Source organism: Neptuniibacter sp. QD72_48, from assembly GCF_047778065.1.
Classification (GTDB): domain Bacteria; phylum Pseudomonadota; class Gammaproteobacteria; order Pseudomonadales; family Balneatricaceae; genus Neptuniibacter.
In genome coordinates this window covers 2,581,050-2,594,856 of sequence record NZ_CP180547.1, presented here as the reverse complement: position 1 = coordinate 2,594,856, position 13,807 = coordinate 2,581,050, and the positions used below count along the sequence as shown (strand labels likewise).

Annotated in this window: 12 protein-coding genes, 1 tRNA gene and 3 other RNA genes; 11 read left to right on the top strand and 5 right to left on the bottom strand. The window is 44.2% G+C overall.

The window, feature by feature from the left end:
* Positions 1 to 7: 7 nt before the first annotated feature.
* Positions 8 to 1,057, bottom strand: coding sequence for an ion channel (locus tag ACMXYX_RS11680; RefSeq protein WP_415906021.1), 1,050 nt, complete (start codon positions 1,055 to 1,057; stop codon positions 8 to 10).
* A 152-nt stretch (positions 1,058 to 1,209) separates the two neighbouring features.
* Here ACMXYX_RS11680 and ACMXYX_RS11675 point away from each other — a divergent pair, with 152 nt between their 5' ends.
* The 5 genes from ACMXYX_RS11675 to ftsZ all read left to right on the top strand — a co-directional run bounded on the left by ACMXYX_RS11675 (position 1,210) and on the right by ftsZ (position 6,881).
* Positions 1,210 to 1,596, top strand: coding sequence for a hypothetical protein (locus ACMXYX_RS11675; protein ID WP_415881773.1), 387 nt, complete (start codon positions 1,210 to 1,212; stop codon positions 1,594 to 1,596).
* A 6-nt stretch (positions 1,597 to 1,602) separates the two neighbouring features.
* Positions 1,603 to 3,045, top strand: coding sequence for a DNA recombination protein RmuC (gene rmuC / locus ACMXYX_RS11670; RefSeq protein WP_415896588.1), 1,443 nt, complete (start codon positions 1,603 to 1,605; stop codon positions 3,043 to 3,045).
* 18 nt (positions 3,046 to 3,063) lie between these two features.
* Positions 3,064 to 3,684: a gamma-glutamylcyclotransferase gene (locus ACMXYX_RS11665; protein WP_415896587.1), complete on the top strand. Its 621-nt coding sequence runs from the start codon at positions 3,064 to 3,066 to the stop codon at positions 3,682 to 3,684.
* A 654-nt stretch (positions 3,685 to 4,338) separates the two neighbouring features.
* Complete coding sequence (gene ftsA / locus ACMXYX_RS11660; protein ID WP_415881770.1) at positions 4,339 to 5,580, top strand: cell division protein FtsA; 1,242 nt, start codon at positions 4,339 to 4,341, stop codon at positions 5,578 to 5,580.
* An 80-nt stretch (positions 5,581 to 5,660) separates the two neighbouring features.
* The gene (gene ftsZ / locus ACMXYX_RS11655) at positions 5,661 to 6,881 is read left to right on the top strand and encodes a cell division protein FtsZ (RefSeq protein ID WP_415881769.1); all 1,221 of its coding nucleotides are present in this window, start codon (positions 5,661 to 5,663) and stop codon (positions 6,879 to 6,881) included.
* Positions 6,882 to 6,949: 68 nt separating this feature from the next.
* On the opposite strand, the gene ACMXYX_RS11650 is transcribed toward ftsZ, so the two are convergent.
* Positions 6,950 to 8,197 carry a GGDEF domain-containing protein gene (locus tag ACMXYX_RS11650; RefSeq protein WP_415906020.1) on the bottom strand — a complete coding sequence of 416 codons (1,248 nt, stop codon included), beginning with the start codon at positions 8,195 to 8,197 and terminating at the stop codon, positions 6,950 to 6,952.
* Between the two features lie 226 nt (positions 8,198 to 8,423).
* Between ACMXYX_RS11650 and ACMXYX_RS11645 the strand changes: the two genes are divergently transcribed.
* The 4 genes from ACMXYX_RS11645 to ACMXYX_RS11630 all read left to right on the top strand — a co-directional run bounded on the left by ACMXYX_RS11645 (position 8,424) and on the right by ACMXYX_RS11630 (position 9,003).
* Positions 8,424 to 8,511, top strand: a tRNA-Ser gene (locus ACMXYX_RS11645).
* A 42-nt stretch (positions 8,512 to 8,553) separates the two neighbouring features.
* Positions 8,554 to 8,675: non-coding RNA, RtT sRNA (locus ACMXYX_RS11640), on the top strand.
* A gap of 42 nt (positions 8,676 to 8,717) precedes the next feature.
* A non-coding RNA gene (locus ACMXYX_RS11635) (RtT sRNA) lies at positions 8,718 to 8,839 on the top strand.
* Between the two features lie 42 nt (positions 8,840 to 8,881).
* A non-coding RNA gene (locus ACMXYX_RS11630) (RtT sRNA) lies at positions 8,882 to 9,003 on the top strand.
* Positions 9,004 to 9,057: 54 nt separating this feature from the next.
* Here the strand turns inward: ACMXYX_RS11630 and ACMXYX_RS11625 are convergent.
* Complete coding sequence (locus ACMXYX_RS11625) at positions 9,058 to 10,317, bottom strand: Y-family DNA polymerase (protein ID WP_415896585.1); 1,260 nt, start codon at positions 10,315 to 10,317, stop codon at positions 9,058 to 9,060.
* Between the two features lies 1 nt (position 10,318).
* Complete coding sequence (locus ACMXYX_RS11620; protein ID WP_415892045.1) at positions 10,319 to 10,726, bottom strand: S24 family peptidase; 408 nt, start codon at positions 10,724 to 10,726, stop codon at positions 10,319 to 10,321.
* Positions 10,727 to 10,938: 212 nt separating this feature from the next.
* Here ACMXYX_RS11620 and ACMXYX_RS11615 point away from each other — a divergent pair, with 212 nt between their 5' ends.
* Together ACMXYX_RS11615 and ACMXYX_RS11610 are read left to right on the top strand one after the other, a co-directional pair.
* A complete protein-coding gene (locus ACMXYX_RS11615; RefSeq protein ID WP_415896584.1) occupies positions 10,939 to 11,979 on the top strand; it encodes an ethylbenzene dehydrogenase-related protein in 1,041 nt (346 codons plus the stop codon).
* 69 nt (positions 11,980 to 12,048) lie between these two features.
* A complete protein-coding gene (locus ACMXYX_RS11610; RefSeq protein ID WP_415896583.1) occupies positions 12,049 to 13,626 on the top strand; it encodes an NADPH oxidase family protein in 1,578 nt (525 codons plus the stop codon).
* An 8-nt stretch (positions 13,627 to 13,634) separates the two neighbouring features.
* On the opposite strand, the gene ACMXYX_RS11605 is transcribed toward ACMXYX_RS11610, so the two are convergent.
* Positions 13,635 to 13,787, bottom strand: a complete 153-nt coding sequence (locus ACMXYX_RS11605; protein WP_415881763.1) for a DUF2986 domain-containing protein — start codon at positions 13,785 to 13,787, stop codon at positions 13,635 to 13,637.
* Between the last annotated feature and the right edge of the window lie 20 nt (positions 13,788 to 13,807).

Here is a 13,807-nt window from a genome sequence, read left to right as displayed (position 1 = left end):
CTAAAAACTATGAAAGTTGGGTAATTGCAGCCCAGTCCAAAGCTTTTAAACGGGACTGTGCGATGTAATAAATAGTGCAGCCTGATCTAACGCGTTTATCGAGTGAAGGGTTCACTTCAGGTTTACCGTCGTTATCTAGATCAACAGCGATCAGGGTCGCGCCATAATTTTCTTTTAATGGCACGTATAGATCACGCACAGACATCTCTGGCAAACCTTCAGGTACGACAACGGAGAACTGGGTCATACCTGTAGTTGTGTTGAGAAGTTCGTGATGCAAAATACTGGAGCCTGGGTCCATCGCTGATTTTACTAACATCTCTGTAGATACAGATGGCGTGCACTCTATGGTAGGGCAGTGCTGTTTAAGCAGATTGCTCAAGCTTTCATCCCTGAAGTAGGTGATGATGTGTGCTTGAGGATTGCGATTGTAAATATTTAAAGCCGCGCTGAGTGTCTGATCATCATGTGCACAATCGATGATGATTGTTGAGGCATCTTCAATATTTGCACGATTTAAGCCTTCATCATCGTTTAGTGAAACGGTACGAACAAATTCGATATGGCCCGGCATCGGGTTTTCCATCTCATCAGCGACACACAAACAGATCTCTCGATTAAGGTTGTTCTTAGCTTCTGTCTGGAGAAGTTTAAGAAGAGGCAGGGTACGAACTTCGTTCCAGCCAACGACGACGATATGATTTGAGAGGTTGAGTTCTTTAAGACCCATAACACCTTTTCTCCACTGAAAAGCACTGAATGCAGCAAACTTACCGACGATGAGTGCAAATAGACCAAGACCGAAAGGAATAATATAGAAAGCGACTAATGCTTTGCCTGTTGCTGTTTCGGGAGATAGATCTCCGTAGCCCACAGTCGAAGCCGTTACGATTAACCAGTAGATATAGTCCGAGCCGGTGAGGTTGGATTCACCCGCCCATTCCAAAAGCAACCAGCTACTTAGGCCATATAATAGAAGCAGCGCCAATACAGCCTGCCATTTCATGTTCTTGAAATGACGGTTGAGCAGTTTGCGTAAGCTTTTGAAAACCTGCATTAAAAATCCGTGTACATGGAATTGAGGCGGGATTTTAATCTCATCTAATAATAGATGCAAAAGGGAGCCGTTTCTTAACAGTGGGCCTGAAAAGCCTTACAATAGCCCGCCATGAGCGCCTGAAAAAGATCTGACATGGGCGTAGTTATTAAATGATCCGCAATGTTCTGGAGTTTAGTGTGCCTAGTATCGATCCTCTTATCATTTTTCTAGTCTCAGGTGTGTTCTCTATGTCTGGTGCGTTAAGCGCTGGTGCTATCAATAAACTACCTGAAGAGGATAAGCCTGAATTCGCGCATAAACGTAACGGTTTGATGACGATCGTTATGGCGGGTAACCTTGCTGCTGTCGCATTGCTGTTCTCTATGGCGTACGGTTTCAGCAACCTAGACTGGTGGATCCCACTGCTATGTATGTTTATCACTTTCCCAGTGGTTCATTTAGTTATTCTTCAGCCGATGCTGGGTGAGTTGAAAACGCTGTTTATGTCATCGATTATTTCTGCGGTTTCCCTAGTCGTTTTATATCTCTATTGGTAATTTTCTATGCCTGAGCTGCTAGCTTCATTTGATCTGAATAGTTTGCTGCTAGGCGTATTGATTACAGGATGCCTGTTCTTCTTTATGTACAGGCATCTGACTTCCCAAAAAGAAGACCTCTTACAGCAGGTTGCTGAAAGCGAGACCACAATAATCTCGTTAAAAGCTAAACTCGAAACTGAGTTGGCTGCACAGCAATCTGCCTATCATGAAGTATCTATCCAAAAAGCACGTATCGAAGAGCGCTTACATGCGTTAGAACCAAGACTACGTGACACGCTTACAGAAAAGCATCAGCTTGATAAACGCTTGGAGCAAACCAAGTTTGAGTTGGCTGATCGTAATGAAGTGATTGCGGATCTTGAAGCGAGGTATGAGGCGACTCAAGAAGCGCATTCTGAAAAGCTTCAAGTGTTAGAGCAAGCTCGCCAACAGTTAAAGCAAGAGTTCCAGAATCTAGCTAATCGTATTTTTGAAGAGAAAGCTCAACGATTCACTCAGAGTAATCAAGAAAATATGGGGCACCTGCTGACACCTCTGAAAGAGCAGTTAGGTGAGTTTAAGCGTCGTGTTGAAGATGTTTACGATAAAGAGTCCAAGGATCGTCGAGCTCTCTATGAGCAGATTTCTCATCTAAAACAGCTTAACCAGCAGATGAGTGAAGATGCGATCAATCTAACTCAAGCCCTGAAAGGCGAAAATAAAACTCAGGGTAACTGGGGCGAAGTTGTACTAGAGCGTGCCTTAGAGGAATCGGGTTTACGCAAAGGCTACGAGTTTGAGCTGCAGGTATCAGCATCTGTTCAAGGTAAACGCTACCAGCCTGATGCGGTGATTCATCTGCCGGATGGTAAAGATGTGATCGTCGACTCGAAGGTTTCCCTTACCGCTTACGAACAATACTGCTCGACTGATGATAAAGATCTGCGTGAGCGCATGTTGCGTGAACATTTGATCTCGATGCGTGGTCATATTAAAGGACTGAGCGATAAAGCTTACCAAGGGCTAGAAGGTATTCGCTCTCTCGATTTCGTGCTTTTGTTTATTCCTGTGGAAGGCGCTTTCTTGTTGGCGTTAGAGAAAGAACCTAATCTGTTTAAAGAAGCGTTTGATCGGAACATTATGTTGGTGAGCCCTGCGACATTGATGGTGACGTTGAGAACTATCCACAATATCTGGCGTTACGAACATCAAAATCAAAATGCTCAAGAGATCGCCCGCAGAGGTGGTGAGCTGTACGACAAATTCGTTGGCTTTATTGACGCTTTGGATGAAGTAGGGCGTAACCTGCAAAGAACGCAAGCAGCTTTTGATACCGCGAATAAGCGGCTATCAACGGGGCGTGGTAATTTGGTGAGCCAAGTGACCATGCTGCAAAGCCTTGGTGCTGATGGCAAGAAGAAGCTTAATGCAGAGCTTGTTGAGCGCGCTTTAGAATCTGATCAGTAACATTGATAGGAGAGCGATATGATAAGTATTGTTGGATATGGCTCTCTACTATCTGAAGCCTCCGCAAGGGAAACCATTCCTGGCCTAACAAACTTTAGGATCGTAACTGTTCCGGGTTACAAACGCATCTTCAATAAAGTCGGTGTGGTGTTTATCAGTCGGCATAAGGCTGATCCAGACTCTTTACAGTTAGCCTCCTGCTCGACTTTACCTGCATCCGATTGTGAGATTATTTGTAGCCAGTTTGATTGTACTCAAGAAGAGTATGAAGCGCTGTTCGAACGCGAGCATCGGTTTAACTGGGTGGAAGTAGAAACTTTTACTGATGGTCAAAGCGAGACAGGGCTGATGTGCACAGGCTCAACTGATCAACACTACCGCTATAGTAAATGCCGCAGTGAGCAAGAATATCATGAGCGTGTAGGGCAGTTTTATGCGGGTAACCTATGGCGAAACGATATTCTGCCATTCCCTCGTTATCTGTCCTTCTGCTTAAAGGCGGCTGCGTCGCAGGGAGAGGCTGTTTTGAATAACTTTCTCGACAGTAGCTACCTTGCAGATGGCGAAACGACCATTCGTACTTACTTAGATAACAGCGGTTCAAATTGGCGTGAAATCGATAGCGCCTATCATTACTAAAAAAGCTCTTTCTGAGCTGTTTACCCCTTTCTCAGTTTTATCCTCTTTATGCTTTCTAGGGCTCTCTGCTGAGTCCTGTTTTGAGCTTGTTTGCTGGGTTTGAATATCCGTCTTATACCATCAAGAAATCATTGCCTTTTAGAGATGAATTTGAGTGTGTTGAACAAAATTCATACAGTTTTGCACAATTTTATTGGTTATTTAATGAGCATTAATTAATAGGGAGATAATCAATATTTAATATTGATATGTTTGCAAATCATCAAAATTAAATATTGAATTTATATGATTATTCAAAACTTGTTTTTGATATTTTTATTAATAATCAAAATTAAGTTTTGATTTATAGCTAATTAATCAAAATTAGATTTTGATTTTTGTTGTTTTTTTAACCTATTGAAACGGTTGATTATATTTAAAACAATCAAGCCTGATGCTGGAGTGAGTGAACGTAGTTGTTTGAAATTTATAGGAAAAATTTTCTCAACAATTTCCGCAAGGTGCCGATAAGAAAAGATAGTGTTTTTTTATGAATTGATTTTACGGGCAAATAAACTTTCAGAATTTAAAAAAATTCATCGAAAAAAGGTTGGTTTGTTTTTAGTTATAAGTAAAATTAAGGTTGCTTGAAATAATATTGTTGGCACTGAATATATGACAGCTCACTCTAATATGATCGTTGCGCTAGATATTGGGACTTCCAAGGTGGTTTGCCTTGTGGGAGAGATCAATATCGACGGCTCAATCGATATTGTTGGTATTGGTTCACATCCGTCTCGCGGTTTGAAGAAAGGCGTGGTGGTGAATATTGAATCAACAGTGAGTTCTATCCAGCGTGCAGTAGAAGAAGCTGAGTTGATGGCAGGGTGCAAAGTTCACTCTGTAACAGCGGGTATCGCCGGTAGTCATATTAATAGCCTTAACTCTCACGGTATTGTGGCTGTTCGTGACCGTGAAGTAACAGATTACGATCTTGATCGCGTAATCGATGCTGCCCGTGCAGTAGCGATTCCTGCTGATCAGAAGATTCTGCATATCTTGCCGCAAGAATATGAAATCGATAATTCCGAAGGTATTCGTGAACCACTAGGAATGTCGGGCGTACGTTTAGAAGCCAAAGTTCACCTAGTTACAGGTTCGGTGAATGCCGCGCAGAATATCGAGAAGTGTGTACGCCGTTGCGGTTTAGAGGTTGATAACTTAGTGCTGGAGCAAGTTGCATCCAGTTACTCTGTTTTGACTGAAGATGAAAAAGAACTCGGCGTTTGTATGGTCGATATCGGTGGTGGTACTTCTGATATTTCGATCTTTACAGGTGGTGCGATTCGTCATACCGCTGTGATCCCTATTGCGGGTGACCAGGTGACTAATGACATCGCGATGGCTTTACGTACACCTATGCAGCACGCGGAAGAGATAAAGATTAAATATGCTTGTGCTTTGGCGCAGTTAGCAGGTCCTGATGAAACCATCATGGTACCTGGTGTCGGTGATCGTCCAGCGCGCACATTGTCGCGTCAGGCGCTCGCTGAAGTTGTTGAGCCGCGTTATGAAGAACTTTTCAATCTAGTACAAGCAGAGTTGCGTCGCAGCGGTTTTGAAGATCTGGTTGCGGCGGGCATTGTGTTAACTGGCGGTACTTCCAAAATGGAAGGTGCGGTTGAGTTAGCAGAGGAAATTTTCCACATGCCGGTTCGCCTGGCATCACCGCATGGTGTTCGTGGAATGGAAGATATTTTAGGTAACCCAATTTTTGCAACAAGTATCGGGTTACTTCAGTACGCGCATGAAGATCAGGGCGGCGAGCCTGCACAACCTGAAGTTGCAGAGATCGAACTGGTCGAACAAGCAAGCGTACTAAGCAAGATGAAGACGTGGTTTCAGGGCAATTTCTGATCCCAGTCAAGGCTAATCGGAATAGAAAATAACTAAGCGCTGTTCAATTATAAAAGCGCATAATCTGGAAGGAGATCGGTATGTTTGAGTTAGCGGATAGCATTCCTCAAAGCGCCGTAATTAAAGTTGTAGGTGTCGGCGGTGGCGGCGGTAACGCTGTTCAGCACATGGTTAGCTCTTCAGTAGATGGTGTTGAGTTCATCTGTGCAAATACAGATGCCCAAGCTTTGGATAACATGCATTCTAAAACAGTTATCCAGATCGGTGGCGAACTAACAAAAGGTCTTGGTGCGGGTGCAAACCCAGAAGTTGGCCGTCAGGCTGCACTTGAAGATCGTGAGCGTTTAGCTGAAATGCTAGATGGTGCGGACATGGTATTTATCACGGCTGGTATGGGCGGTGGTACAGGTACTGGTGCAGCGCCAATCGTAGCTGAAGTTGCGCGTAGCCTAGGTATTTTAACAGTTGCTGTAGTAACTAAGCCGTTTTCATTTGAAGGTCGTAAACGCCTTAAAATTGCGGACGAAGGTATACAGGAACTGAAAGAGAATGTTGATTCTTTGATCATCATTCCGAATGAAAAGTTACTTCCAGTACTGGGTAAAAACACCAGTCTGATTAATGCTTTCAATACATGTAACGATGTATTGAAAGGCGCGGTGCAAGGTATCGCTGATCTGATTATCCGTCCGGGTATGATCAACGTCGACTTTGCGGATGTGCGCACCGTTATGTCTGAAATGGGCATGGCGATGATGGGTAGCGGTAGTGGCCGTGGCGAAGACCGTGCGACTGAAGCGACGGAAGCTGCGATTAATAGTCCTTTGCTAGAAGACGTAGACCTGAAGGGGGCGAGTGGTATTTTGGTAAATATCACCGCTGGTCTTGATCTGAGCTTAGGCGAGTTCTCGGAAGTGGGTAACATCGTTGAAGAGTATGCTTCCGAGAACGCCACTATCGTTGTAGGTACTGTTATTGATCCTGAGCTTACTGACGAGCTTACGGTAACAGTGGTTGCAACAGGCTTGGGGCGAGCTGAACAGCAGCATGTAGAAGTTGTTAACACAGGCACAGGTCGTGCATCTGCTGTTGCAACGGCTGCGGGCGCTGCGTCTGATTTCGATCAGCTAGAGTTGCCGGCAGTAATGCGAACTGCTCGTGATTCCCAGCCAAGAGAACGTGCTCAACCAGTAGAGATTCATCGCGAAGTAGAATCTGAACAGCCAGTTATGCAAAAGACTGGTACTGACGACATGGAATTCTTAGACATTCCTGCATTCTTACGTCGTCAAGCTGACTAATTAAACATCTTATACCTTCCAGGTATTACTTGGCCCGGTTTTCTATAACCGGGCCTTTTTTATCCCTGCTATTTCTGTTTTCTACGTTGTTTGTCGGAATACATTCTTTCATCTGCAATCTGTAATAGATCTTTTGCTTCATCAGCATCGGACTCGCTTGGGTATTCCACGCTGCCATAGCTGAACTTCGCAATGATACCTTGGCCTTTATAGTGATAAGGGCTGCTGTGTGAGATCTCTTCAATACGCTGAATAAGCTCACTCGCTACATCCTGCGAACTGTCTGGTAATAGGATGATGAACTCATCTCCACCATAGCGAATGACTTTGTCTGTCGTGCGCAGGTTCTCTGACAGAATCTGGCAGAAGTGAATCAGTATGCAATCGCCGGCATGATGACCAAACACATCATTGATCTGCTTAAAGCCATTCATATCAATCATGCTGATGGTTAAAGGCCGATTCTGGCGATCAGCCCTAGATTTCTCTTCACTGAGTAATCGCTCCAACTGATGACGGCTGTATGTGCCCGTTAACTTATCGTAGATAGATAGCTCTTCTACTTGCTGAAATGCAGTCTGCAATAAAGCCTGTTGCGAGTTAAAAGAGTGCTCAATGCTATTGATCTCTTCTAGCTCTGAGTCGAGAGCTAGCTTTTCATTAAGGTTGTGGTGACCTTCAGTCTCTTTAAGCTTTCTTTCTAAGCGTTTTAAAGGTTTGACTATATGGGCAAAAAGATCGCGAGAGATAAAGAGGTAGGAAGAGATAACGGTAATAGAGAAGACTAAGAATAAACCCATCAGAACTTCGCTTACAGGAAGGCGGACTCTGTGTGCGGGAAAGGTAACGTCCAACACGCCGGCTATATCATCTAGCTTTGCCTCGGTGTGACAGGCTAGGCATTCCTGTTTAAATCTGAAAGCATGGTAATAATGAATCTGATCCAGCGATTCGATCTGAGTTGCATCCTGTTTGCTGCCTAACAGCTGGCTTATCTCTTCGGTGATTGCTCGATCACCACCAAACTGTTGCTGAACGGCTGCTCCGCGATACATGCTATAGGTGATATCGGGAGCATCCTCATTCATTGAATCTATGAGCTGATTAACTTCCTCATAACTGGTGCCCTGATTCATCGCTTGGCGCAGATCTTTAAATACTAACTGCCCAAGGTATTGACCCTCTTGCCGAAGATCCTTTTCGATAGAAAGAAAGATCAATGCAAATACGATCATGGCTGCAAATAAGCAGCTAATCAAAGCAGCTCGATAGAGGGAGTTGAATAGTGTGCTTTTAAGGTCAGTTATGGGGCGCATTTTAGATTTTATATTTATAATTTTTTATTTTTGAGTGTTTAGTTTACTCACAGCTGTTCAGTGTACAACCAATAAAACTAGGCTATTTATTGATCCTTTGATATTTGTAGGACGAATTACTGAAATTGTTTACCTTTTTTAACCAAACCGCTTGCGGTCAGTCAGTGCTGTGATACAATTCGCGCCGCGTTGGTGTTGAGCATATCAGCTCCACTAATTGCAGGATGGTCAGGTGTCCGAGTGGCCGAAGGAGCACGCCTGGAAAGTGTGTATACGGAAACGTATCGAGGGTTCGAATCCCTCCCTGACCGCCATCTATTAAAAACGAAAAAGCCTTGCTTAACCGCGGGGCTTTTTTGTATCTGAAGTTTGGAGGGATGAGAACCCGAGAAGAGGGTTTGAGCCGAGCGCAGCGAGACAACGTGAGAGCCTGCGACCACGGCCCCGAAGGGGTGAAATAATCCCTCCCTGACCGCCATCTATTAAAAACGAAAAAGCCTTGCTTAACCGCGGGGCTTTTTTGTATCTGAAGTTTGGAGGGATGAGAACCCGAGAAGAGGGTTTGAGCCGAGCGCAGCGAGACAACGTGAGAGCCTGCGACCACGGCCCCGAAGGGGTGAAATAATCCCTCCCTGACCGCCATCTATTAAAAACGAAAAAGCCTTGCTTAACCGCGGGGCTTTTTTGTATCTGAAGTTTGGAGGGATGAGAACCCGAGAAAAGGGTTTGAGCCGAGCGCAGCGAGACAACGTGGGAGCCTGCGACCACGGCCCCGAAGGGGTGAAATAATCCCTCCCTGACCGCCATCTATTAAAACGAAAAAGCCTCGCTTAACCGCGGGGCTTTTTGGTATCTGGAGTTCACTCGCATCCAATCACAGGAATATCTTCTATCCGCGTAGTATACCTTGGAGATAGAAGCTCTCGTTTCATTTTAAAGTTTTGTTGAATGCCTTGGCGGGCTAAATGGAGGGTATCTCGACCGTATTTTGAATTGATTTGATCTAGGCATTTCATAAGTTCAGGTTGGTCAGCGCAAGGGGTAAATATATCTGGCTGATAGGGTGTAGCTGTAGAGATTTCTAAAAGGCCTATACCTGCTTTGTAGTATCTAATTCCTGCTTGATATATCTGCTCAGCCAGTTGGCTTGTTACTTTCACTATGACTGCAGTATCGCAGGTTGGAGTGGCAAATTGGTGGAATGCAGAGCGTTTAAAAAATGATTCCTTATCGTGGATAGAGTTGTGTGCAAAGACAATGATATTGCTGGTAGCACTCTCTTGGGCTCTTAGCTTTTGCGCGGCGATGGTTGCGTGTGTAGCAAGTGCCTGTTTTAGATCGGTGAGTCCTGTGATGCGTTGTCCAAAAGAGCGTGTGGAGTAAATCTGTTTTTTGGGTGAGCGGACATCGTCCCAGCTTATTCTGGTTAAGCGATTGAGTTCTTCTACTGTATTAGCGATTAAGGTGGAGAAGTGCTTTTTCATCAACGCGGGTTTCGTTTGCGCTAGCTGCCAAGCTGTTTTGATGCCGAGAAAATTTAGTCGCTCGCCTATACGTCGTCCTACTCCCCAAACATCCCTAATTTCCATCTGCTGCAGAATCTGCTTTCTGATTTGATCGTTGTCGATAACGGCAACACCGCTGAAGCCCGGTAGTTTTTTACTGGCGTGATTAGCTGCTTTTGCTAAGGTTGGGGTTGGGCCAAAGCCTACGCCTACGGGGAGCCTTACTTCCTTCCACACCTTTCTTCTGATTTTCATACCTAGTTCATGCCAGCCTTCAGGTGGTATGTAGTGGTCAAAGCGTAAAAAACATTCATCTATGGAGTAGATGTGTTGTTCTGGGGCAAAGGAGGCGCAGAGCTCCATCATGCGTGAAGATATATCGGCATAAAGTTCGTAGTTGCTGGATTTGGCAACTACGCCTGCTCTGTCTAGTTGGTCTTTGATTTTGAAATAAGGGCCAAATTTAGGGATACCCATTTTTTTTGCGATAGGGCAGGTTGCGACAATACAGCCGTCATTATTACTAAGGACGACAACAGGGCGCTTTCGGATTGTGGGGTCAAATATTTTCTCGCATGAGGCATACATTCCGGAAGCATCAATCAGGGCGTACATCCTAGTTAAGTCCCTTCTTTAATGGGCGAAATAATCGAATAGAACGTGTAACCACCCCCTCGATAGAAAATTCATCCTGTTCGCACAATTGATAGGGTTTATGGCCAGGAGCAGAGGAGAGAAGTTTTCTCTCTTTGATACTGGCGATTTTACAGACGAAGTTTCCATTTAATGTGGCGACGATTACATCGCCTTCCTTTACTGTTTCGGCTCGTGAAACGACAAGTAGGTCATTTGGAAATATCCCCACACCACGCATAGAGCCACCTTCAACAAAGCCTAGGTAGGTTGCATGGGGGTGATCAATGAGTAACTGATCGAGTGAAAGTGCTAGCTCGGTATATTCAGCTGCAGGTGATTCAAAACCACTGATACCGGCGCTGGAGTAGATAGGAATAAAGCGCAACATAATAAATACTGGTTACATATACAGTATTTATATTATCAGTAGATCGCTGGGTGTGCCAGTTCCGGTTGTTGATTGGGTCTTGTTCAGTCAGAGAGGTGAGTTGCTAATAAATAAAACCCTTAAATACAGTCAAACAAACGTTTAAATTAAATCTATATTCAATATAATAAGCATTCTCATTTGTATTTGTATTTATGGAAGAGTAATAAAAAGTGAAAAAAATCACGCTAATAACAATGGCTGCTATGTTCAGTCATGGGGTCTATGCTGCTGATAACACCTTGATGGCTAAGCGAATTCAGGGGGCTGTAACCATTGATGGATTGACGGAAGACGCTTGGAATATTACTGAGCCGCTGCACGTTACAGTTGATGAACTGCCTTATGAGCCAAACAACGGGTATGAGGGGATTAAAGAAAGCGATGTTGAATTACGTGCTATGTATGATGATGAATACCTATATATGCACGTACGTTGGAACGATCCAACGCTGAGTTTGGAGCGCTTTCCTTGGGTGAAACAGGAAGATGGCAGTTGGAAACAGCTTAAGAACTTGGACTCTACTGGTCACGGTAATACTTATTATGAAGATAAGTTTGCGTTTTTCTGGAATATTTCTGAAAAGGGTTTTGCCAAAAAAGGTTGTGATCGTTCGTGTCACGTAGCTGAAGATGGCATGGTTGATGATATAAAAGATACCTCGGCAGGCCGTCACTTCACTCGCTCTCCTGATGAGACAATCGATATTTGGCACTGGAAGAGTGCGCGTAGTAACCCGGTTTATCAAGTTGATGATCAGTACGTGAACCATTTCCGTAATGAAAATAAGGGGTGGGGACGCAACAGTGATGAGAAAACAGGTGGTGGTTACAAAAATAATATCAACAAAGATAAAACTGCGCCTGCTTGGATGCCTGCAAAAGCCGATCCTTTAGCAAAATACTGGGTAATGTCTGATAACAAAGTTCCGTTTGTCGATAACTTTGAGCCTAGCGCTGTAATTGGCGGTATTGTGGCGCAAGCTGCTGAGGGTTCACGTGGTGATCTGCAAGCACGGGGTGAATGGAAAGATGGCTTCTGGACATTGGAGATCAAGCGTAAGTTGGTGACTGAGCATCCAAAGTCCAAAATTCAGGATGTACAGTTTTCTGATCTTGGTAAGCAATATCTATTTGGTGTGACGGTTTTTGATAACGCTCAAATCAATCACATCTTCCATAAAAAGGCGCTACGCCTGAACTTCTCTAAGTAAGTCAGAATAGGGTTGAGCGAGCTGGGTTGAGTAAAACCAGTTCGTTCCGCCTGCTGAATAGATCTTCCTATGCTTATCTCCCGTTTTATAGAGCTGTTGTTTTCTAGACTGCATCGCCCAGCATTTTTACTTTCTACAGTGTTGCTTGTCGCAGTGATTCCTTTGGTAGGGTACGAATTTGTAGAAGGCTTTGAATATGAGTCTAACGAGACCACCAATATATGGTTACGTATTAGCCATGCTAACGCTGCAGTGTTACTCGTTTTGCTCTGTTTATTGTGGCTTCCGGTTTTAAATAGTTTGCTCAGAAGGGCACGCTCTAGTCGTTGGGCACGTTATCAAATTTTAAATGAAAAGCGCTTGCACCGATGGATAGGTTATCTGTTGGTTATCTTTACCTTGGGGCATGGCGCTAGCCAACTGCAGTATTACACTACGCTGGATATTCCATTCACTGATGCGTTGTTAGGAACAGAGTCAGATCTTGTGCGATCTATGCGGAGCACGATGTATGAGTTTGTCACTGAGGATGAGTCGATCGATGTTGTTGATCAGTGGGTGAAAGCAGGTCGCACCGAAGCGATGTTTCATAAGCAGATTCGCCCGATCATGAAAGATGATTGCACTAAATGTCACAGTACAACGTCAACTCAAACTTATGCTATCCAATCTTTACCGCTTGTGACTTATGACGAAGTGGTGAGTTTAAGTTATTCCGGCATCCAGTCTCGGCAATTTAGGATTAATGTCACCGGCTTACTGTTGTTTGTACTATTTATGTTGATTGGTGTGACTTCTATTCCGGTGGTGCGTAAGCGGGTTTATCACCACTTTGAATCGTTACATCGATTAGGTTATTGGTCACTGCCTTTGTTGTTACTTCATGTGCCACAGTGGTATTGGCTGGCTCCAGTTGGGGTATTGCTGATTTGGGACTGGAGTGTACAACGTTTATCAGTTCAGCATTATTGTAAGGGCGAACTGAAACGACTGGATGAACAAACAATAAAACTCGTGGTCAGCACTAATTTCAAGCAAGCAATACATGCGGGCGATTATGTCAAAGTCCGAATTCCAGTGGTGAGTAAAACCGAATGGCATGCCTTCTCTATTGTCAGTTATGACGAAGGTTTGTTGACTCTCAAAATTAATGTGGCGGGGGATTGGACACGCAAACTTATGGCGCTTGGTGATTATGTCGAGTGTATATTGTCCTTGAGGGGGCCTTATTCTTCTCCTGCGAGCCAAAGCCGTCATAGTAAAAAGCGCCTGCTGATTGCGGGGGGTATTGGCATTACCCCTTATTGGCATTGGCTCAACGCAGAATATTGTGTGAATACTCAGTTGATTTGGGTGGTTAAAGACATAGATCGCCTTGAGTGGCTTAAACCTGTGCTGTTAGAAAAAGAACGATCTGAAATCTTTATCTATATAACCCAAGGTGAAAATGCGGAATTACCTAAATGGCTAGAAGGTTTGAACGGGGTGGATATTAAGATCGGTCGGCCCTGTTGGATGACTTTAGCAGAAGCATTTTCTACTGCTGAGGTCGGTGACTGCTATCTGTGTGGGCCTAAAGCGATGATGGCTGAAGCGGGTAAGAGTTTTCGCCGTTATCGTTGGCATGTGTTTAAAGAGAGCTTTTAAGTCATGGTTTAAACCTCTGAAGGAGTTTCAGAGGTTTCTTCAAGCCGTGCTCTATCTGCTTTAGATACGTAGCGCGGTTTGTTGTTTTTGGGCGCTAATTTAGCCTTAGCTTGTTTTAGTCGCTTGGTGTGGATCTGCTTAATTTTTTTCTTACGGTTCATGCTTTAGCTCGGCTACTTAA

Coding starts and splice junctions, on each gene's coding strand:
- ACMXYX_RS11610 (WP_415896583.1), top strand. CDS start 12,049: ATGCTTATCTCCCGTTTTATAGAGCTGTTGTTTTCTAGACTGCATCGC.
- ftsA (WP_415881770.1), top strand. CDS start 4,339: ATGACAGCTCACTCTAATATGATCGTTGCGCTAGATATTGGGACTTCC.
- ACMXYX_RS11620 (WP_415892045.1), bottom strand. CDS start 10,726: ATGTTGCGCTTTATTCCTATCTACTCCAGCGCCGGTATCAGTGGTTTT.
- ACMXYX_RS11665 (WP_415896587.1), top strand. CDS start 3,064: ATGATAAGTATTGTTGGATATGGCTCTCTACTATCTGAAGCCTCCGCA.
- ACMXYX_RS11675 (WP_415881773.1), top strand. CDS start 1,210: ATGATCCGCAATGTTCTGGAGTTTAGTGTGCCTAGTATCGATCCTCTT.
- rmuC (WP_415896588.1), top strand. CDS start 1,603: ATGCCTGAGCTGCTAGCTTCATTTGATCTGAATAGTTTGCTGCTAGGC.
- ftsZ (WP_415881769.1), top strand. CDS start 5,661: ATGTTTGAGTTAGCGGATAGCATTCCTCAAAGCGCCGTAATTAAAGTT.
- ACMXYX_RS11605 (WP_415881763.1), bottom strand. CDS start 13,787: ATGAACCGTAAGAAAAAAATTAAGCAGATCCACACCAAGCGACTAAAA.
- ACMXYX_RS11625 (WP_415896585.1), bottom strand. CDS start 10,317: ATGTACGCCCTGATTGATGCTTCCGGAATGTATGCCTCATGCGAGAAA.
- ACMXYX_RS11680 (WP_415906021.1), bottom strand. CDS start 1,057: ATGCAGGTTTTCAAAAGCTTACGCAAACTGCTCAACCGTCATTTCAAG.
- ACMXYX_RS11650 (WP_415906020.1), bottom strand. CDS start 8,197: ATGCGCCCCATAACTGACCTTAAAAGCACACTATTCAACTCCCTCTAT.